This window comes from Pseudoalteromonas sp. CNC9-20 (genome assembly GCF_022347875.1).
Taxonomy (GTDB): Bacteria; Pseudomonadota; Gammaproteobacteria; order Enterobacterales; family Alteromonadaceae; genus Pseudoalteromonas; species Pseudoalteromonas ruthenica.
This window is the reverse complement of record NZ_JAKRFS010000002.1, coordinates 672,729-693,700: the sequence shown is the minus strand read 5'-3', so window position 1 is coordinate 693,700 and position 20,972 is coordinate 672,729. Positions and strand designations below refer to the sequence as shown.

Sequence of the window (20,972 nt, the reverse complement as noted above, 5' to 3'; positions counted from 1 at the left end):
CAGTGCAGAGGTGATCAACTGGCTCGCGCCGACCATACCCCTTTGTTAATGCCATCTTTTATGAGTAACGTCAGTGCTTTTTCAATCGCTTGCGTGACACAAATATGCATGGGTTCGTTATCACTAAAGCCCGCTTCGGCTTCCAACAAGCGCTTGTAACTCACATAGCGGAAAAAGCCAGCACGCATCTCTTGTGAGAGTACTTTTTTGCTGGTGGCAACCGACAGCAATACCTGCCCGGTGCGCACATCGACCGCACGCATATAAATAGAGATAACATCCTCACGGTACAGCTCTGATGCGCCGATACCAAAGTATTCTGCACCTAAGCCTCCGGTTTTAACGTTGCTGTCGTAACTGATGATCCCGCCCTCAAGAATGATTTTGGCGGTGGTTAATGGTGGCAGCTCTGGGGCATTGTCGCCCTTATCACTCATCGCCGCTCGCACGATTTTTCGCTCTGTAAGCAAATTTTGTAATCCTTCACGCTCCACGGGCACAAACCAGTCGGTTTCATGCAGCGCTTGCATCAGAATAGAGTTCGCACCTTGGGTTACGGCGGTAGAAAACGAGCTGACGTTGTCTTGCGGCTTATATTGTCCCGTTTGGTCGCGAAATGAATAAACTGACACGGGGATTGCGCCTCTGGGATTAGGTAGCGCTTTTAGTTCGGCAAAGGTCTCTGTGAGCGCCAATTGCTCAGCAATTTGCTCATCTGGGGGCACAGTCGAGGTGATAGCGGAACAGCCGCTGAGCAAAGCCAATAATAAAAATGCACATATACGTTTCATTAGCCAAACCTCGGTACTTCGATTACGGTGACAGTGCCATCCAGGGTATTGGTTATTTGCACGGTGATACTATCAGGGGTACTGGTGATAATCTGGATTTGATAGTCGCCACTCATAAAGATGGAGTCTTGGTTAAAAATACTGTCTTCAACATCGTCACCGAAAGCGATATCGGTAATTTCACGAACCATGCGGTTGAGGTACGTACGCTCCAACGATTCTTGAAACTTTTCACCATAGGTTTTTTCACTGATAGGGGCCCGGTGCTTATTTTGGGCTTGTGCTTTAGAGAGCAACATATTGGCATTTAACGGGTTTCCGCCAAATGATGGGTTAATAGGTTTGTATACAAGCTCAGTGGCCATCAGTGGCAGTGACGCACAAAGCAAAAGTGCATAAATTATTGTTTTCATTTTTACCATCCACTTGCTGCTAGATCAGGGGAGTGTTGTTTAAATCTGGCGCGCGCCATGGCGTCCATAATCGCGAACATCGCGCTCTCGACGCGCTCTTTAAGTGGACCACCACGTCGGCCCATAAAAGTGACGTATACCAATTCATTATTCATGAGTACTTCAAGGCGGGTGCCAGCACGAGGGAGCACTGTTTCTTTGATCACCACGTTGGTGCCGCTGGTATCAGGTAGATCGCGCCATAACTGTGAGAAATTAAAGTAAAATTGGTGGCCAAAGCGGCTAATACTGCGATCGAGTACGAGGCCGTCAATTTCCACTTCTTGTGCTTTGCTTGACGTGTGAGTCAGGGCAAGGAGCACAATCAGGGTGCTGAGAAAATACTTCATCATCGGCTGAAAGGGAGGGTTACCCCTCCCATTAGAGCTTTACTGTTGTACAACAGTTGCAGAGTTATAGTCACCGACTTGAGTGACAGCAACGGTGTTACCAGTGCCCATAACCGAGCCTTCAACCAAGTTACCCTCACCAAGTTGACTGATAGACACAGTATTACCTTCACCTGCGACTGCGAACGCACCTTGTCCCATGCCGGCAACCATGTTCATGCCGCCTTCTTGGGCGATATCAATGCTGTGGCCACTGCCTTCTACCATGAGGTCGATAGCATTGAGCTCACCACTTTGTACCAAGTCGACTTGGTTGCTTGAGCTTTCCATCACTGAGCCCATGGTCAATACAGCTTCATTGCCCATGCCACTTTGAGTAATAGCGATATCATTATCATTGCTGGCAATGCTTGGATCTGGGTAAGATGATTCAATAACGGCGGTGTTCATGTCACCAGATTGGGCAACTGTTACGTCGTTGTCATTACCGTTGAAGTTAACAACATGCGTGGCGTTATCGTTGCCGATTTGCATGGCATCAAACTCATTGTTGTTACCTAGCACGCCAAGATATACTTCGTTGCCACTGCCATTTTGGGTTGCGCTGAAATCGTTCTCATCGCCTAATACCTCAGCTGATGCTGCGTTATTATCACCCATTTGCATAACGTTTAGCTCGTTTCCATCACCAGAGAATAGAGCTGACTCAAAAGTATTCGCGCTGCCTTCTTGATCAATTGACAGAGCATTTTCATTGCCCTCGAGAGAGACGATATCAGTGCTGTTATTCGCGCCTTCCTGCTCAACAGCGAGTTCGTTCTCATCTCCGAAAATATCGCCAATGCTGATGACGTTGGTATCGCCTAGCTGTTCACTGGCAAATTCATTCATGCTGCCATTAATAGAAGTGACGGATAGTTGGTTCCAAAAACCATCCTGCTCCACGCTCAGGTCGTTGGCATCACCTTGAACCGACGTAAATTGCGCTTCGTTCCATAGTCCAGCTTGCTGTGCATTAACCACGTTGGCATTGCCCTGCATATCCAGGTTGTAGAACCAGTGCCCGCCGTCGCCCTGAACAACATTAATTTGGTTTGCATCGCCGCCAATCACGTTGATGGCCTCATTGTTGATGCCTAAGAAACCAGTGCCGTTTTGCTCAACCGCGATTTGGTTGTCACTGCCAGTCACTTCGCTTAATGCGCCATTCGCTTCGCCATCTTGGTTGTAAGATTGCTGGTTGTTGTCGCCTTGTGTGGTCACCAACACCACATTGCCGTTACCTATTTGCATGGCATCTGTTTGGTTACCATCACCTACCGTAGTGATCTCAGTAAGGTTGGCGTCGCCTTGTTGCAAAGAGCTGGCGCTGTTACCTAAACCCTGTACAGACGTTTGTGAAATTGTGAGCTCATTACCAACGGCGGCTGCACGCTCTACGTTAGCAAGTGCAGATGTTGACCCAGGTTTGTCTTCGCTTTGTGCGTAAGCACCTGTTGATAGGGCCATCGCGATGGCGCAGGTTAAAATAGATTTAGAAAGCTTCACGCTTATCTCCTTGTTGTTTGTTATTACTGCGACGACGTTACAAATGAAAAGGCTCATCTCAGGGTTGCCGACCTGAGCTGGGTTAATCAAAAAAGCGTGTGAACGAGCGCAGCGTTGTTGTCCTAAAAGGTGTTGGCAGTAGTAAAAGCCAACGGTCACTGGTGCGTATGGCGTCATTCCTTTGCCTTAGCTGTAAATAAGTAGCCGGGTGCTGGAATACGGAGAAGCCTAAGAGTTCGGTAAGCGTTGGGAGAGAAATAAAACTCGTCACTAAGTTGCAATTACGAGTATGCATGGGAAAAACTTGCTTCCAATGCTTTGTTGAGTAATTGCAACGAGCCATATTCCCTCCTGGGTCATTGATAGTTGCATGCACAATGCATGGATTGGTGCTGCAAGGTATCAATATTAGTAATACTCATTTTCCTACCGAGGTATTCACTCTAAGTTCACTTTGAAAGCAGATAAATTAGCAATTTTTATGGTTGGTTATTTGTTTATTAAAATCAGTGTGTTGTGTTTGTTTTTGTAGGTTTTTATGGTGGAGATTAGCGGCTGCTACCAAAAAAGTATGAGAAAAAATGAGTTGAAATTGCTCGAAGTGGGATCAAAAAAAAGCATGAGAGACTCAACCTTTATGGATTAAATTTAACAAAAAAGAGTGGTTTTTAACTTTCTGTTCATTTTTGTTTTGCGTGTTCCTAAAACAGTCGCTACAACAAAGAGGTTGCCACACATTGACTGCGTATGTGCTCTTTTGGAGAAGAGATACTTACTTCTGTGTACCTTCGGGCCACACAGACAACTTCTATGGAATAGATCTATGAAAACCAAACTATCTGCGCTGACTTTAGCGCTCGTTCCGGTACTTTCATTAAGCGCTCACGCGGGCGTTCACATTAAAGATACAGCTGCCACTGACAATGACGACAGCATCCTTGTGGTATTCAAACAAGGCACTTCTGCCGCAGTGCGTGCTCAAGCACGGTCTTTAGTCAAAGCAAAAATCAGCGATTTGAATGCTGATGAAGTTGATGATCGCTACAAGCATGTGCTTGGTGGTCGTCTTGCCAATTTTAAACTCGATGGCGTCAGCGCCAAACAAGCCTTGGCGGCTCTTAATAAGCACCCTGGTGTGGAATATGCCGAGCCAGATTACCAAGTAAAGGCATTAGGCGTGCCTGATGACAGCCGTTTTGATGAGTTATGGGGCCTGCATAACCTTGGGCAAACTGGTGGTACAGAGGATGCAGATATTGATGCTGTTGAAGCATGGGATATTACCACCGGCTCCGCAGATGTAATTGTCGGTGTTATCGATACTGGTGTTGATTACTCACACCCTGATCTTGCCATGAACATGTGGGTGAACCCAGGTGAAGTTGCTGGTGACGGTGTGGATAACGATGGCAACGGCTATATCGATGATGTTCACGGTATTAATGCCATCACCGGCGACGGCGACCCTATGGATGACCAAGGTCATGGTTCGCACGTCTCTGGCACCATCGGTGCATCCGGTAATAATGCTGAGGGCGTTGTCGGTGTAAACCACGAAGTATCCATCGCTGGTTGTAAGTTCCTCAGTGCAGCAGGCACGGGTTCAACATCGGATGCGATTGAGTGTATCGATTATTTCGTGGCCCTGAAAAATGACGGTCACAACATTCGTGTTACCAACAACAGTTGGGGTGGCGGCGGCTTTAGCCAAGCGCTTGCGGATGCCATTACGGCGAGCGAGAATGCCGACATTCTTTTTGTTGCCGCTGCAGGTAATGACGCGGTTGATAACGATGTTAACCCTCACTACCCATCGAGCTATGAGCATGAATCAGTGCTTTCTATTGCCAGTACAACGCACACCGATGCGATGTCAGGGTTCTCACAATGGGGCTTAACAAGTGTTGATATGGGTGCTCCAGGCAGCGCTATCCTCTCTACTGTGCCGGGGGGCGGTTATGCGTCCTACTCCGGCACCTCAATGGCCACGCCTCATGTTGCAGGCGCTGCAGCGTTAGTGCTGTCGGTGAATCCGAGCTTGAGTGCAGTAGAAGTGAAGCAATTGCTAATGAGCAGTGGCGATGCGAATGCTGACTTAGATGGAATGACCGTTGCGGGTACACGTTTAAATGTGAACCAAGCGGTGATTGATGCTGACCCTGAGCCAGGCTTTAGAATGACGGCTGCGCCCCGTAACCAAGAGATTGTTGCCGGTGACACTGCGACCTATGAGCTGAGCTTTAGTTCGGTGGCCGAGTGGCAAGGAACAATCGACCTTGCGCTTGTTGCAGGCATTGATGGCGCAAGCTTGTCGAGCAACACTGCACAGCCAGGTGATGTGGTAACGCTGAGCGTGCCAACGACGGCACAAACGCAATGGGGTGAGTACAGCTTTACCATTGATGCAACCTCGGGTGATTTAGCACAGCAAAAGTCAGTTGATCTATACGTATTACCTCAGGGGTTAACTGAGTTTAGCTATGAAAACACCACGGCTGTGGACATTCCTGATAATGACGCAACAGGTATCACGTCAGTGATCACTGTTGCAGATGACGTCACGGTGTTTGATACCAATACCTTCGTAGATATCAGCCACACTTGGATTGGCGATTTGATTGTCACGCTTACTTCGCCATCAGGCACGGTAGCTACGCTCCATAATCGCAGTGGCGGTAGTGCGGATGACATTAACGAAACCTTCAACTCAGAGGCCTTTAATGGTGAAGTGGCCACCGGTGATTGGACGCTAACGGTGTCTGATAATGTCGGTGCTGACACGGGGACATTAAACGCTTGGACCCTTAACCTTACAGGCATTGGCGAAGTAACGGCGCAGCCGCCGCAGGCAGGCTTTAGCTATGACGTTAATGACCTAAGCGTGCAGTTTACAGATGCAAGTTCTGATGTGAACGGCGATATTGTTAGTTGGATGTGGGACTTTGGTGACGGTGCCAGCAGCTCTGATGCTAGCCCTATGTATACCTACGCAGATTATGGCACGTACAGTGTAAGCCTGACTGTGACCGACAGTGAAGGTAACAGTGATACTTTAACTCAAGAAGTCACTTTAAGCGCAGATGATGTGCAACTCGAAGTGGTACGTGCTAATAAAACACGCTTAGGCTTTATGCGCGTTGAACTGGCATGGCAGGGAAGCAGCGCTGAGCAAGTGGATGTGTACCGTAATGGCGAGTTCTTAGAAAGCACTGCCAATACCGGTGGCTATCGTGACTTTGAACGCCGCGCAGACCAAACTTCTTACACCTATCAAATCTGTCAAGAAGGCGATATTTGTTCGAATGAAGTGACAGTGACTTTCGAGTAACTATAAACACGCAGTGCAAAGCACTGACGCAATGATAAAACCCCGAACTCAGTTAGTTTGGGGTTTTTTTTATTGACGACTATGTTGTCGCTAGGTGAATGCATGTGTTGCAGTTACCCGAGATGAGGTAATAAGTCATACAAAGTGACTTAATCAGAACAAAAATTAATCCAGGTAAAGATTTATTTACATAATTATTAATGGTGCACGAAAATAGTGCTGTTTTTTATTGTAAAAGTTGAGAATTATATGTAAAAAGTATGTTGTGAGTTACATGATTTAAACATAATGCTTGTCATGGTTCGCTTTATAACAATAAATTCAGGGAATTAACAATGTTCAACAAATCTTCAATTAGCAAAGCTATTCAATATTCTTTGTTGCTTGGCACTGTTGCTTCGGGCACCGCGATTGCTGCGGAAGAGTCTGACCGAGTCAAAGAAGTCGAAAAAATTCAAGTTACAGGTTCTCGTATTGTAAAACCTAAACTATCTCAACCTGCCCCTATCGTGACTATCGGCGCAAAAGACATCGCTCAAGCAGGTGTACCTGACCTAGGTAGTGTTCTCGCAGAGCTTCCGGCGATAGGTTCGACAGACACTCTGATTGGTAACAACGACAGCAACGCACTAGCTGGTGTAACCTCTGCTGACTTGCGTCGCCTAGGTGCAGCTCGTACTCTAACTTTGGTAAATGGCAAACGCCATGTTGCCGGTGCACCTGGTAGTGCTCAGGTGGACTTAAATACTATTCCTGCGGCGCTAATCGAACGCGTTGAGGTTATCACCGGTGGCGCATCAGCTATCTATGGTTCTGACGCAGTTTCTGGTGTTGTAAACGTTATCCTTCGTGATGACTTCGAAGGTTTCGAGTTTAATGGTTCTGTAGGTAATTCTACAGAAGGTGTTGGTACTAAAAACCACTCTTACAGCATCGTTGGCGGTGCCGAAGTGTTTGATGGCCGCGGTAACGTTACTTTCTTCGCAGGTAAAGATCGTATTCGTGAAGTAATGGCAAATGATATTCGTCAGGTTAATCACTATGGTACGATTCAAAACCCAGAGAACACTGGCGAAGAAGATGGTATTCCAGATCAGCTAACCGTACCTAATGTAATGTCAGAGCGTATCAGTGAGAACGGTGTTATCAACCCATTTGGAGCCGCTGGTTCAATTTGGACATTTGATAATAATGGTGTGCCAGAGCTTATGCCTGAGCGCGAATTCACCAATAGCTTTGCTTTTGGTAGTTTCCCTGATGGATGCCAATATTGCTTTAAGACTCAAGATTATGAAAATGTTTATCCTGATTTAGACAAAACAACGGTTGGCTCAACTTTCAACTTTGATTTGAGTGACAACCACTCTTTCTACAGTGACTTTAAATTTGTTCGCTCAGATATCAAGCAACAGTTCCAGCCTTCATTCCGTTTTGGTAACGTGGCTATCAATGTTCAAGATAACCCGTACCTAGATGAAACGTTGCGTCAAGACTTGCTTTCTCAAGGTACTGAAGTTGCAACATTCTCGAAATTCTTTGGCGAGCTTGGTAACCGTAGCGCTGCTAACAAGCGTGAGCTATTCCGTTTCGTAGGTGGTTTTGAAGGGTACTTCACGTTAAGTGAAACAGACTTCACTTATGACACTTATTATGTGTTTGGTCGCACAGACAACGTTCGTAATACCTTGAACGATCTTATTCCTGATAATTTTGTTGCTGCTCTGGACGCGGTAATTGACCCTGCTACAGGTGAAGTGGCATGTCGTAGCCAAGTGCCTTCTGCGCAAGGTGAAGGTTATACTGATCCAGCAAGTGTGAATGGTGGTGACTGTGCGCCATACAATCCATTTGGTTTCAACCAAGCGTCACAAGCTGCTAAAGATTGGGTAAGTGCTGATGTAACGCGTACTGACAAAATTACCCAAGAAGTTGTTGGTGGTTACGTTGCGTTTGATAGTGCAGAACTATTCGAGCTACAAGGTGGTCCAATCGGCATTGCAACCGGTTTCGAATACCGCGAAGAAACATCAGAAACCATTACTGATGAGTTCTCTAAAGCAGGATTCTTAACCACAGCGGCAACACCGGATTCATACGGTGAGTACGATGTAAGTGAAGGTTTCATCGAATTGAGCTTCCCGATCCTTGCAGGTATGTCGTTCGCTGAAGAACTGACAGTAGACGCGGCATATCGTACTGCAGACTACTCACACACTGGCTCAAGCAGCTCGTGGAAGGTCGGTCTAATGTATCAACCTTTCGATGACTTACGTATTCGCGGTACTATCGGCGAAGCAGAGCGTGCTCCGAACATTGCAGAGGCGTTCGATCCACAATCTCCAGGCTTCGGTCGCGTATCCGATCCATGTGATGCGGATAACATTGATGATAACCCGAACCGTCGTGCAAACTGTGCTGCGCTGGGTATTCCAGCTGACTTCCAAGCTAACGATAACGTGAGTGTGGATACGCTAAGTGGTGGTAATCCGGACCTTAAACCAGAGAAGTCAACTTCATTTACTGGTGGTTTAGTATGGACCCCAAGCTTTGCTGAAAACTTCTCAATGACCTTAGACTACTATGACATTGAGATTGAAGATGCGATTTCATTCATCGCAACACAAAGTATCGCCGACAACTGTGTTGATGCGGCTGGCGGTATTGATGAGGCGTTCTGTAGCCAAGTAGACCGAGATCCTGAAACGTTCGACATTGAGCTAGTTCGCTCTGGTTATCTAAATGCGGCAGCTATCACTACACGTGGTATTGACGCCGACTTTGACTATCGTACTGACTTAGCTGACTTTGATATTGACGGTGAGCTTACCTTTAACCTGTTCATTAACCACTTGATTGAACTAGAAGATTTCGAGTTCCAGAATCGTCCTGATAAAGTGAATGTCGAAAATGGTGAAGTGGGTGACCCTGAATGGCAAGGTCGTTTCACTGTTCAGTACACTTGGCAGGATCTGAACCTTACGTGGACGACACGTTACACTGACCGTTCAGCGCGCTTTGATGTATCACCAGAAGGGGATATTGAAGAGGATATTTCTCCTGCATACGTAGGCAGTATTGTTACTCACGATCTATCTGCTCGGTACCAGTTAACAGATAACATGCGCGTAGACTTGGGTCTTCGTAACCTTACTGACAAACTACCTCCTGCTTATATCCAGGCAAGTGGTGGTAACGAAGCCATCTACGATGTAGTAGGTCGCCGCTTCTTCGCAAATGTTAATGTAACCTTTTAAGGTAAAGTTAAAATTAACAAAGCCCCTGCGTAGGGGCTTTTTTTGTGCCCAAAATAGCAATAGGGTGTTTTTTTGCAATTAAAGGTAATTGTAGCGAATCTCTGTAGATGTTAATTTATTCTATAAGTACCTGTTTCTGTATTATTTCTTAATTTGCAACTTGTGTCTTTTGGATTGATGTCTCAAGTCCCGCTTTTGCTTGTTTTTATTCACTTCTGTACATTTTTTCTGCAACCTAACATTTTTAAATCTGGATTTTACTCATTATTTTTTTACAAAAAATTAAATAAAATAAAACAAAAGTAAACTGGTGATGGTGTAACCTGCTGTTAATTAAGTTAAATTTTTTGTCTAGAAAAGCTTTTATTTTTATTCCTTTGTGTTACAAAATGTTTTCAGGCTAGGCCCTTTATAGGGGTTATAGTCACATAAAAATAACGAACTTCATTTTTAACAGGGATAACTATGACTTCATTTAGCAAGTTAGCCATTGCTGTAAAATCGGCTGTGGTTTTAGGCGCAGTAGCGCACACGAGTGCTTCATGGGCAGCGGAAGAGGGCGGCCAAAACCAAGAAGTAGAACGTATTCAAGTAACAGGCTCAAAAATTAAACGTATTGGCGAGCTATCACCAACTCCGGTTACGGTTATTAGCGGTGATAATTTGGTTGACGCTGGTATTACCAATGTCGCTGACCTTTTATCTGAAATGCCTAACTCAACAGTAGGTCTTTCCCCAGAAACAACTAACAACAGTGTGTTTGCAAATGGCTTAAACAATACCGACTTACGCGGCTTAGGCACTGAGCGTACATTGGTACTTGTTAATGGTCGACGCTTTGTTGCCGGTGCGCCTGGCAGCAGTGCTGTTGATTTGAACAACATTGCAACTTCTATGATAGCCCGTGTTGAGATTTCAACAGGTGGTGCTTCTGCAGTATATGGTTCCGATGCAGTCGCGGGTGTTGTAAACATTATTACTAAAAAGTCATTCGATGGATTGGAAATCGACGCCTCTACTTCTCAACCTACGCAAGACGGCGGCGAATCATATTACACATCACTTACTTTCGGTGACGAAGGTGAGAATAGTAGCTTTATTGCTAACATTACTTACACCAAAAACGAACAATTACGAGGTGACCAGCGTGATTTCATTCGTAATGGTGTAATCAGCTTAGATCACCCAGATAATGTCGATAACGAAGATGGCATTCCAGGGCGTACTACTTTAGATCGTGAAGGTTCTACATCATTATTTATCTACAGTAAGAATGGTGACTTCTTTGCTAACGATGGTGGCCACTACGCCTTTGGCGATGATGGCTCAATCCGTCCGTTCGCAGCGGAAGGTTTTCTTCCTGCAAGCTCAACACCAGGTAGCCGTAATACTCAATATTATACTGGCGAAGGTGATGGCTATAGCTTCTTAGAGCACAAGTATGTTCGTACGCCACTGGAACGTCTAAATGCGTCGATCAATGTAAACTACGATTTGGCTGAAGATCACTCTATGGCGTTTGAAATGACATATTCAAATACGTCAGCATATGGTGAGTCATCGCCAGCTTTCTTCTACCTAGGTGGCAATAGTACAGATAATGCATTTTTCGATGACCAAACAAAGCAGTTTTTTGCTGATCAAGGTATGGACACGTTCAATGCTTACTACCTAGCTGATTTGTTCGGTCACCGTCAGTACGACCAGAAACGTAGCCTTATTCGTGGTGCGCTAAGCTTCGAAGGCATCATCAATGACGATTGGAGCTATGACGCATATATTACCAAAGGCCATGTTCAGTCAGACACGACTTGGTATGGTGAGCTATTCGAACAACGCTTTAGAGACGCTATTGATGCAGTAGAAATTGATGGCAATATTGTGTGTGCTGAGCGTGATGCAGACGGTGAAGTGATCGGTGCCAAAGCAGGCTGTTCTCCATTGAATATTTGGGGTAAAGGCTTAGCGTCACAAGAAGCGTTAGATTATGTTGGAACCGATGCTACACGCAGAGCCTCAATTGACCAAACTGTGATTGCGGGTACGGTTTCTGGCTACATGTTTGAACTTCCTGCAGGCCCACTTGCTGCGGCTTTCTCGGCCGAGTATCGTGAAGAGAAATCATCTACTTTGCCTGATCCTGCAATGCGCGAGGGTCTTATTTTCAACAACCAATCAGATGCGCTTAAAGGTGAGTTTGACGTAACAGAGCTTGCGGCCGAATTCTCGGTTCCTGTTGTTGTTGATACATTCTTTGCTGATGAAGTGTATTTTGAATTGGCTTACCGCTACATGGATTACTCTTCAACAGGGACTGATAACGCGTGGAAGGTTGGTTTTAACTATGTACTGAACGATGAACTGCGTTTTCGTATTAACCGTTCAAAATCTGTTCGCGCACCGAGTATTTCTGAGCTTTACCAACCTGCCGCGCAGACATTCGCATCTTTTGACGACCCTTGTGAACAGGGTGAAATTGACAACGCCGGTGAATATCGCGAGAACATTGAGCGTAACTGCCGTGCAGCGGGGATCCCTGAGGGTTGGGCTCCATCTAACCTATGGAAGTCAACTAACCACCCAGGCTTTGTCGTAGGTAACACCGAATTAGATAACGAAACAGCAAACGACTGGACTATTGGCTTTATATATACTCCTGAATTTGTTGAAGATCTATCTATTACAGTGGACTACTGGGAATTCGATATCGAAGAAATGATCGTATCACCAGAAGCGCTTACTGTGGTTAATGGTTGTTATGAGTTTGAAAGCTTAGATAATCCTTACTGCGATTTGATTGAGCGTAACCCAGAAACCCTAGAAATCGATAACTTCTATCAAAAGCCAGTTAATGCGGCAACGAGCTTTATCGCTGGTACCGATGTTGAAATTAACTATGGCTTAGATACAAGTTTTGGTCAGTTTAACTTCCGATTAGTATCTACCTACTTGGACGAGCGTACTCAAAACAACACTGGTAAAGCTGAAGATGAGCGTAGTTACCAAGGCGAATATCATCGTCCTCGCTGGAAAGCTCGTTTCATGACTAACTACTACTGGGAAGATCTAACCGTTGCCCTTGCGGCAAACTATCGTCACGCCACGGTGCTTGATAGAGAGTGGACATCAGAAGATAACGACTATAACGATGTACCTTCTTACACAGAGTGGGATCTAACGGCGCGTTATCAAGTGTTGGACAATCTAGAAGTGCGTGGTGGTGTGTTAAATGTATTCGATCGCACTCCACCTCGTAACCCTGTACTGTATGATGATGGTGAGTTCTACGATCTAGACGGTCGCACTTTAACTGTGGGCTTTAACTATAAGTTCTAATGTAAATTGATAAAAAACTTGGCTCCTAGATTTCAATCTAGGAGCCTTTTTCTATCATCACCTTTCATTTAACGCTTGATAAAGGTGGAGTCAGTTTTTATCTTTTACATTTAAATGGTTTTTACAAGTCACCTTTCTATTCTTATTCTTTTGTTTTTCCCTGTTTTGTTGTTACCTGATCCCAAGCCACCAGTGGACAGCTGCAAATTGAGCTGGAACATGTTGTTTAAATAGCATTCAAGGCAAAAAGCTCATAGGTCAGTGAAAGCCTCGACCAAAATCATGGCGCAAGCTGTGCTGGGAGTCCTTGAAGAATGTTTAGGGAGCCTCGCTATTATAATCACTCCTTTTTAACAATCAGCATTAGAGTTTTTTGTTAATAGCGCATTTTATGTTGCCCTTTGATTTTTTATTTCATTAATTGCAACTGTTTTTTTGTTTGTGTGTGCTGTCCTTAGCAGTGAGAATTTCGCCGCAGCTATTTATTGGGAGTGTTTTCGATAAGTTGAGTCTTCTTTATGTCCCTTAAATGACAATGGCATGATTTTAAAGGTTAAAAAATTAAACATAAATTTAAAAAAAATTACACTAGTTTGCATCTTTGATGTTACAACTCATTGTTATTTAAGTTAAAAATTTGTCTCTTTAGGCTTCCAATTGTTTTTTTTTGTGATACTAATTGTTCCTGAACCCAGTCCTTTATATGGGTTTCATTCTTAGAAAAAATAAACAACTTTCAGTTTACAGGGAATAATTATGACTTCATTTAGCAAGCTTGCGCTGGCGGTCAAATCGGCCGTAGTCATTGGCGCAGTCGCTCACACAAATGCATCATTTGCAGCAGATTCTGATCGCGTACAAGAAGTAGAAAAAATCCAAGTTACGGGGTCTCGAATTGTTAAGCCTAAGCTTTCTCAACCAGCACCTATTGTTACGATTGGCGCTAAAGATATCGCTCAAGCAGGTGTGCCAGATTTAGGTAGTGTACTTGCAGAGCTACCTGCAATTGGTTCGACAGACACGCTCATTGGTAACAATGACAGTAACGAATTTGCGGGTGTTACGTCTGCGGACTTGCGTCGTTTGGGCGCTTCACGGACGTTGGTGTTAGTAAATGGCAAGCGCCACGTGGCAGGTGCGCCAGGTAGTGCACAGGTGGACCTTAACACTATCCCTTCAGCACTGATCGAGCGTGTGGAAGTGATCACCGGTGGTGCCTCTGCGATTTATGGTTCAGACGCCGTCTCTGGCGTTGTAAACATCATCCTTCGTGACGATTATGAAGGCTTTGAATTTAATGGCTCCGTAGGTAACTCTACTGAGGGTGTGGGTACTAAAAACCACTCTTTCAGTGTTACTGGTGGTGCTGAAGTGTTTGACGGCCGTGGTAATGTTACCTTTTTCGCAGGTAAAGACCGTATCGCTGAAGTAATGGCAAATGACATTCGCCAAGTACAGCATTATGGTAGCGTTGCTAACCCAGAAGATACCGGAGAGACAGACGGCATCCCTGACCGTTTAACAGTGCCTAACGTAATGTCAGAGCTTATTAGTGAGCATGGTGTTATTTCTGCAGATGTTAACTGGACTTTCGACGAGAATGGCGTACCGGTACAAATGCCTGAACGTGTGTACTCTTCAAACGGTGCATTTGGTAGCTTCCCTGATGGGTGTCAATACTGCTTCAAGACACAAGATTATGAGAATGTTTATCCTGATTTAGATAAAACAACCGTAGCTTCGTCATTTAGCTTTGATTTCACTGATAATCACGCCTTCTACAGTGACTTTAAATTTGTTCGTTCTGATATCAAACAGCAATTCCAGCCCTCTTTCCGCTTCGGTAACGTGTCTGTAAATGTTCAAGATAACCCTTATTTAGACGAAACCTTACGCCAAGATCTTCTGTCTCAAGGGTATGAAACAATTGGCTTTTCAAAATTCTTTGGTGAGCTTGGTAACCGTAGCGCATCGAATAAGCGAGAGCTTTTCCGTTTTGTTGGTGGCTTCGAAGGTCTATTCACTTTAAGTGAAACTGATTTCTCATACGACACTTACTATGTATTCGGGCGCACCGACAATGTGCGTAATACCTTAAACGATCTTATTCCAGATAACTTCGTTGCCGCGCTTGATTCAGTCATTGATCCGGCTACTGGCGAAGCAGCCTGTCGCAGCCAAGTGGCATCGGCGCAAGGTGATGACTACAGCGACCCTGCAAGTGTAAATGGTGGTGCTTGTGCTCCTTACAACCCATTTGGCTTCAACCAAGCGTCGCAAGCTGCAAAAGACTGGGTGAGTGCTGATGTAACACGTACTGACAAGATTACCCAAGAAGTGATTGGTGGATACATCTCTTTTGACTCTGCAGAGTTCTTCGAGTTGCAAGGTGGACCAATCGGTATCGCAACTGGCTTCGAATACCGTGAGGAGACTTCGCAGACAATTACCGATGAATTTGCTAAGGCTGGTTTCCTTACCACCGCTGCCACACCTGATGCATACGGTGAGTATGATGTTACCGAAGGGTTTATTGAAGTAAGCTTACCACTTCTTTCGGGTCTATCTTTCGCGAAAGAGCTGACATTAGATGCAGCATATCGCTCAGCTGATTACTCGCACACGGGTTCAAGCGGTTCTTGGAAAGTAGGTCTACTTTATCAACCAATTGATGATCTTCGCATTCGCGGTACGTATGGCGAAGCAGAACGTGCGCCAAACATCACCGAGGCCTTTGACCCAGTTTCTCCTGGTTTCCAAAATATCTCAGACCCTTGTGATGCAGCGAACATTAACGATAACCCGAATCGTGCCGCGAACTGTGCTGCATTAGGTATTCCTGATGGCTTTGTATCGCAGGACGCAGTGAGTGTTGATATTCTAAGTGGTGGTAACATTGATTTGAAACCAGAGCAATCAACGTCTCTAACCACAGGTATCGTTTGGACACCAAGCTTTGCTGATAATTTCTCAATGACGGTCGACTACTACGACATCGAGATTGAAGATGCAATTCAATTTATCTCAGCAGAGACGGTGGCAGAAAACTGTGTTGATGCAGCAGGCGCACCAGATAGTAACTTCTGTGCTCAGGTTGACCGTAACCCTGAAACCAACGATATTGAACTTATCCGTTCGGGCTATTTGAATGCCGCAGCAATTAAAACCAGTGGTATCGAGGCAGACTTCGATTACCGCACCGACCTTGCTGCTTTTGATGTAGATGGCGAGCTAACCTTTAACTTGTTTGTTAACCACTTACTTGAACTTGAAGAGTTCGAATTCCAAAATCGTCCTGATACCGTGGACGTAGAGGACGGCGAAGTAGGTGATCCACAATGGCAAGGTCGCTTCACTGTCCAGTACAGCTGGCAGGATTTGAACCTGACGTGGACAACTCGTTACACCGATCGTTCGGCTCGCTTCGATGTGTCACCTGAGGGAGACATTGAGGAAGATATCTCACCATCTTATGTTGGCAGCATGATCACACATGATCTATCAGCGCGTTATCAGCTAACAGATAACACCCGCGTTGATTTGGGTCTACGTAACCTAACTGATAAGTTACCACCGGCTTACATTCAAGCAAGCGGCGGTGATGAGGCAATTTACGATGTCGTAGGTCGTCGTTTCTTCGCTAACGTGAACGTTACTTTCTAATATTATTCTACCCTGCTAAAGCCCCTATCTAGGGGCTTTTTTATGCGCTTTGCTGTGCTTTGCACTTGATAGGGCAGTTCTGACAAGCCTCTTGTGCCTTGAGTTGATAGTGCAGGCAACACGTCATACGTGAGCTGTGGTATTGACCCTGTGAGTCGTGAATGGTTTGCCGAAAGCGCGGATAAAAAAGCTGTTGCCAACCTTGATGCGCTTGGTGCAGGTGCGCTTCGTTGCCGTACCCGGCACCATGTAACAGTGCCGAAGTTAACGTGTCACTAAGCAGTCGTTGGGCTAATCCTGGGCTTAACCCCGCATACCTTGCGATGTGCTGCTGCCAACCTTGGCTTAGTGTTAACAGCTGAGTATGGCACTGCTTTCTTAATACTTGCTTATCTATGCACTTATCAACATATTGATAGGTCACTGCGCTGAGACCATAAATACTGCCACTGGCGTGCAGCTGCTGTTGCATCACGTCTAATTGAGGTACGCAATGTAACCCTTCGACACAGGCAACACTCAGGTAAAGCGGTTGCCAGCTAAGCTGCAAAAAGCTATTAACGCTGAGATACGCTGAGCTCAGCTTCTCGGCGCGAGCGTTTAGCCGGGTCAACAACGCCTGCCATGGCTGCCGCTCAAGGTGGTTATTCGCAAACCAGATGTCACCCGGGCGCGGCTCGGCAAACGCCAACACTGAGCACTGTTGGCGTAATTGCTGCTCAATGGCTTTGTTATGCTCGTTCGCTGACATCGGCATAATCGGCAAGCGGATTGCGCAAGTCACCGGCATATTGCATGCTGCTGGCGGGGTTGGCGATATCCACCATCTGTTGGTTATTACGCAGTTGTAAGCGGTTTAAGCAAGACAGCGGGAACGAGGGCGCAAACAAATCATGTTTGGCAAACTTGTCTTGCAGCTCGGGGTGAGCCTGTTGGTATGCATGAATGCTCTTTGCCACGCAGCGCCAAAATGTTGTTTCGCTAATCAACTTGGCATCGACCATAATCGCTGCCAAATAACGGAAGAAGCAGTCAAACACATCGGTAAGAATAGACAGAACCGCCACCTCTTCAGGAACCTCAATCTTGATCCGACTGATTTCGTCGGCGATGGCCATGTCACTATTCAATAGTGCAATCTCTTCACCGATATCCTTAATGAACACCCCAACTGGGATATGATCTTTAAAGCGTAAAATCAGGTTTTCGCCGTGGGGCATAAACACCAGATCGTATTGATAAAAGCAGTGCAACAGAGGCGTCATATAGGCCTGCAGGTAATGCGCTAACCAGCGCTGTGGCGAGAGCCCAGACGCTGCAATCTTGGCGCCGATAAAGCTCTGACCTTGGGTGTCAATATGCAGTAAGCTGGCCATGGTCGCTAAGCTTTCATCGTCATCCATATAATGGCGTGGATTTTCTCGCCACAGTGCCGCCATCATTTTTTTATAGGGGTTATCACCGAGCGCTGGGTGGGTGTAATACTGCTCGTCAAAGCCCAGAGTTGCCACCTCTCGAAGCGGTATAAAGCCGCACTGGCGCAGGTAATCATCACCGGCAACTAAATCAAATAACCATTGGTTGATGGCAGGGGTTACTTTCATATACGCGCTGGAAAGGCCGCGCATAAAGCCCATATTGAGAATCGATAAGGCTGTTTTCACATAGCATTTATGCGGTTTTGTGATGTTATACAGGGTGCGAATGGATTGCTGCGGTAAGTATTTATCTTGACTGTAGCCCAAGCATACTATTTGTTTTTGCGCTACGTGGTAGCTGTAAACATGCACCAGCTTATTAAACCACTGCCATGGGTGCATGGGGAATAAGTAATAGTCGTCAGGGTTTAGCCCTTGCTCGCCTAGCTGAGCATCGAAGCGTTGTCGCTCGGCGATGTCGAGCTCCTGCGCTATTAAGACTTCATAGCTATAATCGGCGGTGCTTTTAAAGGTGGTGTGGTGTTTATGACATGCAAGCCAAACAATATTAAATGCGCTGGCCGCCTCAGGCGTGTACTGATGAAAGTCCTGAGCATTAAAGCCGATGCGGCCATTGTTGGCGATAAAGCTGGGGTGGCCTTGAGTCATCTGCGTTTCAATCACCTGAAAATCAGCCTGTGCTAGTTGGGCACTGCTGAGGCTGTTATTGCGATACTTAAATGCGAAGCCACTGAGGGTACTGGCAAGCTCCTCCAAATAGGTACCCAGCATAGTTTGGGCAATGCCTAATTTATCATTGCACTCTAACACAAAGGCGATGGCGTCTAGGGCTTGGTGTTGTCCAAGGTGCACTTTGGTAATGCTGTGCGGGTCAACCTGCAAATGGTTGAGCGCCATGGCGTGGGCTTGGAAGTGATAACTGTGTCCGCCGAGGGTGTTGAGCACATAACCCTCGGCATCTTGGTCGTAGGTAAAGATACGCTCATGGTAAAATTCGCTCAGCATTTTTGCGATCAGCAAACGATTGGCGTATTGCCATGACTCATCATCCAAATGTTGGCCACTTAGGCTCGGTGTTATACGCTGTTTTTCTGGGCTTTGCCTTGAGCTATCAAAGCGTTCAGGCAACTGCTTGAGATAATTAAAATGCGCGCGCGTTAAAGTGCCTAGCAGCGCCGTTTTATCACCTAGCTGGATCACCTTGTGATGGCTGAACCCCGCTTTTAAATTAAGGGTATGAATTTTGTGGTTACCGGCATCCGGCTCAACCACCACGCGCTCGCAATCAAGCTCAGTAAACATAAAGTGTAAGACCGACGTCATCACCCCCAGACTAAAGCCGTGTACGGGCAAGTGCGCCGGTGCCAAAAGCAAATGCATGCCCAAGTCACCGCTTTGTAGATTTAAGTGCTGCTCAAGGTTTAGTAACTGCGGTTGATATACCTCGATAAGCGCGCTGGGTTTATCGTTGATTTCGACGATAAAAGCATGCTGCGCTGGGTCGTTATTGAGTGCTTGATAGAAGTCATTAATTTCTTCGGCAGATTGCTGCGTTGCGCCCCAAAAATGGGCTTGCGGATGATGCAACCATTGCACCAACAGGGGTAAGTCGTGTTCAAGATCCAGAGCACGAAAGGTAAGCGTGCCTAACAGTGGATGAGAGTGCGTGTATACAGTATTTTTCGTCATAATTCGTTCTCAATCTGGTTGATAAAGTAGTTCAGTCAATAACTTTATGAGTGTGGGGCTGCGTGGTGGCAGGCTGCCTCTGACGTACAAATAAAAGACGATGAATCGCGAAAGTGAGCAGTAACATCACCGGCATCATCGCGGCGCATTGCCAAGGCGTGAGAGTTTTAAAGCCAACCCACGCCATGCCCCAACACACCAGTACCCATTGCACTATGTATAAGCTGGTTACATGGCGGGAGCAGTAGGTCAACACCGTCATAATCCGTTGTTGCACAGGCCAGTTTTGGCTCAAGCGCAACAGCTTATCGATGGCCGCGAGTGCGACTAAATTCAGTCCGCTTAAATACAAGGCACCACCGGGGCCAAGATGGAAAAAGTCATTAAAATGAGTGTCTTTATCCCATAGGCAAAGCGCGCCGCCGACGATTAGCAACGGCAGACCAAGATGTAGGGCGCTGCGCGCAAGAGGGCGGCCTTGGCGTAGCCGCGCTGATAGTGCAAGACCAAAAAGCACACACGCCAGCCATGGAAATACCGGGAAGTAGACGTTAAACTGCGCGCCGACAAAAAGATCACTCAGGTAATTCAGCCCAGTCATACCGCTTTGCCAGCCGCGTATCAGCGGCGTCACAAAAGCAACGAGCAAGGCTAAGGCAATATAAAGCCATGGGCTGCGCTTTGGGTGCACCACAAGGCTTAACAACAGTAGCGAGAGCCCAGCCATTTGCAGAATGTCGCCGGTGCCCAGCAAGTACAGGTAGTGCGGGAGTTGTAACGGCGATTGCCAGCCATACGCATTGATAAAGCTCTCAGGTAATACCCCAAGGGCGATAGGGAGCACAAACTTCAGTGCATTCATACCATAGCCCAGCGCGAGTATAGTTACGCCCCGTTTTGCCAAGGCTCGCGGACTATGATGCCGAGAAAGCAATAAGGAAATCCCCATAGCAATAAGGAACGCAGCGGTGCCTTTGCCAAGTAAATGGATAATCTCCCCCAGTAACGATTGCCCCTGGGTATAACTGGAACCATACATCCACAGCGTATGTACGCAGACCATGATGAGTACACTAAACCCGCGAACAAAGTCGACGGCAGTTAGACGGTGAGTATTCATGA

At 46.1% G+C, this 20,972-nt stretch carries 11 protein-coding genes; 4 read left to right on the top strand and 7 right to left on the bottom strand.

Going from position 1 to position 20,972, the window contains the following annotated elements; genetic code table 11:
• Positions 1-14 precede the first annotated feature (14 nt).
• Genes MHM89_RS06705 through MHM89_RS06690 form a run of 4 tightly spaced genes read right to left on the bottom strand, consistent with a single transcriptional unit; the run spans position 15 to position 3,141 of the window.
• Positions 15-791, bottom strand: coding sequence for a CsgG/HfaB family protein (locus tag MHM89_RS06705; RefSeq protein ID WP_239408435.1), 777 nt, complete (start codon positions 789-791; stop codon positions 15-17).
• On the bottom strand, positions 791-1,213 hold the full coding sequence (locus tag MHM89_RS06700; protein WP_022945045.1) for a curli assembly protein CsgF: 423 nt from the start codon (positions 1,211-1,213) through the stop codon (positions 791-793). The genes MHM89_RS06705 and MHM89_RS06700 overlap by 1 nt, the downstream gene beginning before the upstream one ends.
• Positions 1,207-1,593 (bottom strand): CsgE family curli-type amyloid fiber assembly protein, encoded by a 387-nt coding sequence (locus tag MHM89_RS06695; RefSeq protein WP_045978886.1) that lies wholly within the window; start codon positions 1,591-1,593, stop codon positions 1,207-1,209. The genes MHM89_RS06700 and MHM89_RS06695 overlap by 7 nt, the downstream gene beginning before the upstream one ends.
• Positions 1,594-1,632: 39 nt before the next feature.
• A complete protein-coding gene (locus MHM89_RS06690; protein ID WP_239408434.1) occupies positions 1,633-3,141 on the bottom strand; it encodes a curlin in 1,509 nt (502 codons plus the stop codon).
• 823 nt (positions 3,142-3,964) lie between these two features.
• On the opposite strand from MHM89_RS06690, the gene MHM89_RS06685 reads away from it, so the two are divergent.
• The 4 genes from MHM89_RS06685 to MHM89_RS06670 all read left to right on the top strand — a co-directional run bounded on the left by MHM89_RS06685 (position 3,965) and on the right by MHM89_RS06670 (position 16,722).
• Complete coding sequence (locus tag MHM89_RS06685; RefSeq protein WP_239408433.1) at positions 3,965-6,469, top strand: S8 family serine peptidase; 2,505 nt, start codon at positions 3,965-3,967, stop codon at positions 6,467-6,469.
• Positions 6,470-6,804: 335 nt separating this feature from the next.
• Positions 6,805-9,723 carry a TonB-dependent receptor gene (locus MHM89_RS06680; protein ID WP_045978888.1) on the top strand — a complete coding sequence of 973 codons (2,919 nt, stop codon included), beginning with the start codon at positions 6,805-6,807 and terminating at the stop codon, positions 9,721-9,723.
• Positions 9,724-10,188: 465 nt separating this feature from the next.
• On the top strand, positions 10,189-13,059 hold the full coding sequence (locus tag MHM89_RS06675) for a TonB-dependent receptor (protein WP_239408432.1): 2,871 nt from the start codon (positions 10,189-10,191) through the stop codon (positions 13,057-13,059).
• Positions 13,060-13,815: 756 nt separating this feature from the next.
• Entirely contained in the window at positions 13,816-16,722 is a 2,907-nt protein-coding gene (locus MHM89_RS06670; protein WP_045978890.1) for a TonB-dependent receptor, read from the top strand.
• 40 nt (positions 16,723-16,762) lie between these two features.
• Here the strand turns inward: MHM89_RS06670 and MHM89_RS18905 are convergent, their stop codons facing one another.
• Genes MHM89_RS18905 through MHM89_RS06655 form a run of 3 tightly spaced genes read right to left on the bottom strand, consistent with a single transcriptional unit; the run spans position 16,763 to position 20,970 of the window.
• Positions 16,763-17,506, bottom strand: a complete 744-nt coding sequence (locus MHM89_RS18905; protein WP_239408431.1) for a (2Fe-2S)-binding protein — start codon at positions 17,504-17,506, stop codon at positions 16,763-16,765.
• Positions 17,454-19,850, bottom strand: a complete 2,397-nt coding sequence (locus tag MHM89_RS06660) for a GNAT family N-acetyltransferase (protein WP_239408430.1) — start codon at positions 19,848-19,850, stop codon at positions 17,454-17,456. Before MHM89_RS06660 ends, MHM89_RS18905 begins: the two co-directional genes overlap by 53 nt.
• A gap of 31 nt (positions 19,851-19,881) precedes the next feature.
• The gene (locus MHM89_RS06655; RefSeq protein ID WP_239408429.1) at positions 19,882-20,970 is read right to left on the bottom strand and encodes a heparan-alpha-glucosaminide N-acetyltransferase domain-containing protein; all 1,089 of its coding nucleotides are present in this window, start codon (positions 20,968-20,970) and stop codon (positions 19,882-19,884) included.
• Between the last annotated feature and the right edge of the window lie 2 nt (positions 20,971-20,972).

Bases quoted from the DNA above. Each gene is read 5' to 3' on its own strand.
- MHM89_RS06680 (WP_045978888.1), top strand. From the start codon at position 6,805: ATGTTCAACAAATCTTCAATTAGCAAAGCTATTCAATATTCTTTGTTG.
- MHM89_RS06685 (WP_239408433.1), top strand. From the start codon at position 3,965: ATGAAAACCAAACTATCTGCGCTGACTTTAGCGCTCGTTCCGGTACTT.
- MHM89_RS06695 (WP_045978886.1), bottom strand. From the start codon at position 1,593: ATGAAGTATTTTCTCAGCACCCTGATTGTGCTCCTTGCCCTGACTCAC.
- MHM89_RS06655 (WP_239408429.1), bottom strand. From the start codon at position 20,970: ATGAATACTCACCGTCTAACTGCCGTCGACTTTGTTCGCGGGTTTAGT.
- MHM89_RS06705 (WP_239408435.1), bottom strand. From the start codon at position 791: ATGAAACGTATATGTGCATTTTTATTATTGGCTTTGCTCAGCGGCTGT.
- MHM89_RS06670 (WP_045978890.1), top strand. From the start codon at position 13,816: ATGACTTCATTTAGCAAGCTTGCGCTGGCGGTCAAATCGGCCGTAGTC.
- MHM89_RS06660 (WP_239408430.1), bottom strand. From the start codon at position 19,850: ATGACGAAAAATACTGTATACACGCACTCTCATCCACTGTTAGGCACG.
- MHM89_RS06700 (WP_022945045.1), bottom strand. From the start codon at position 1,213: ATGGTAAAAATGAAAACAATAATTTATGCACTTTTGCTTTGTGCGTCA.
- MHM89_RS06675 (WP_239408432.1), top strand. From the start codon at position 10,189: ATGACTTCATTTAGCAAGTTAGCCATTGCTGTAAAATCGGCTGTGGTT.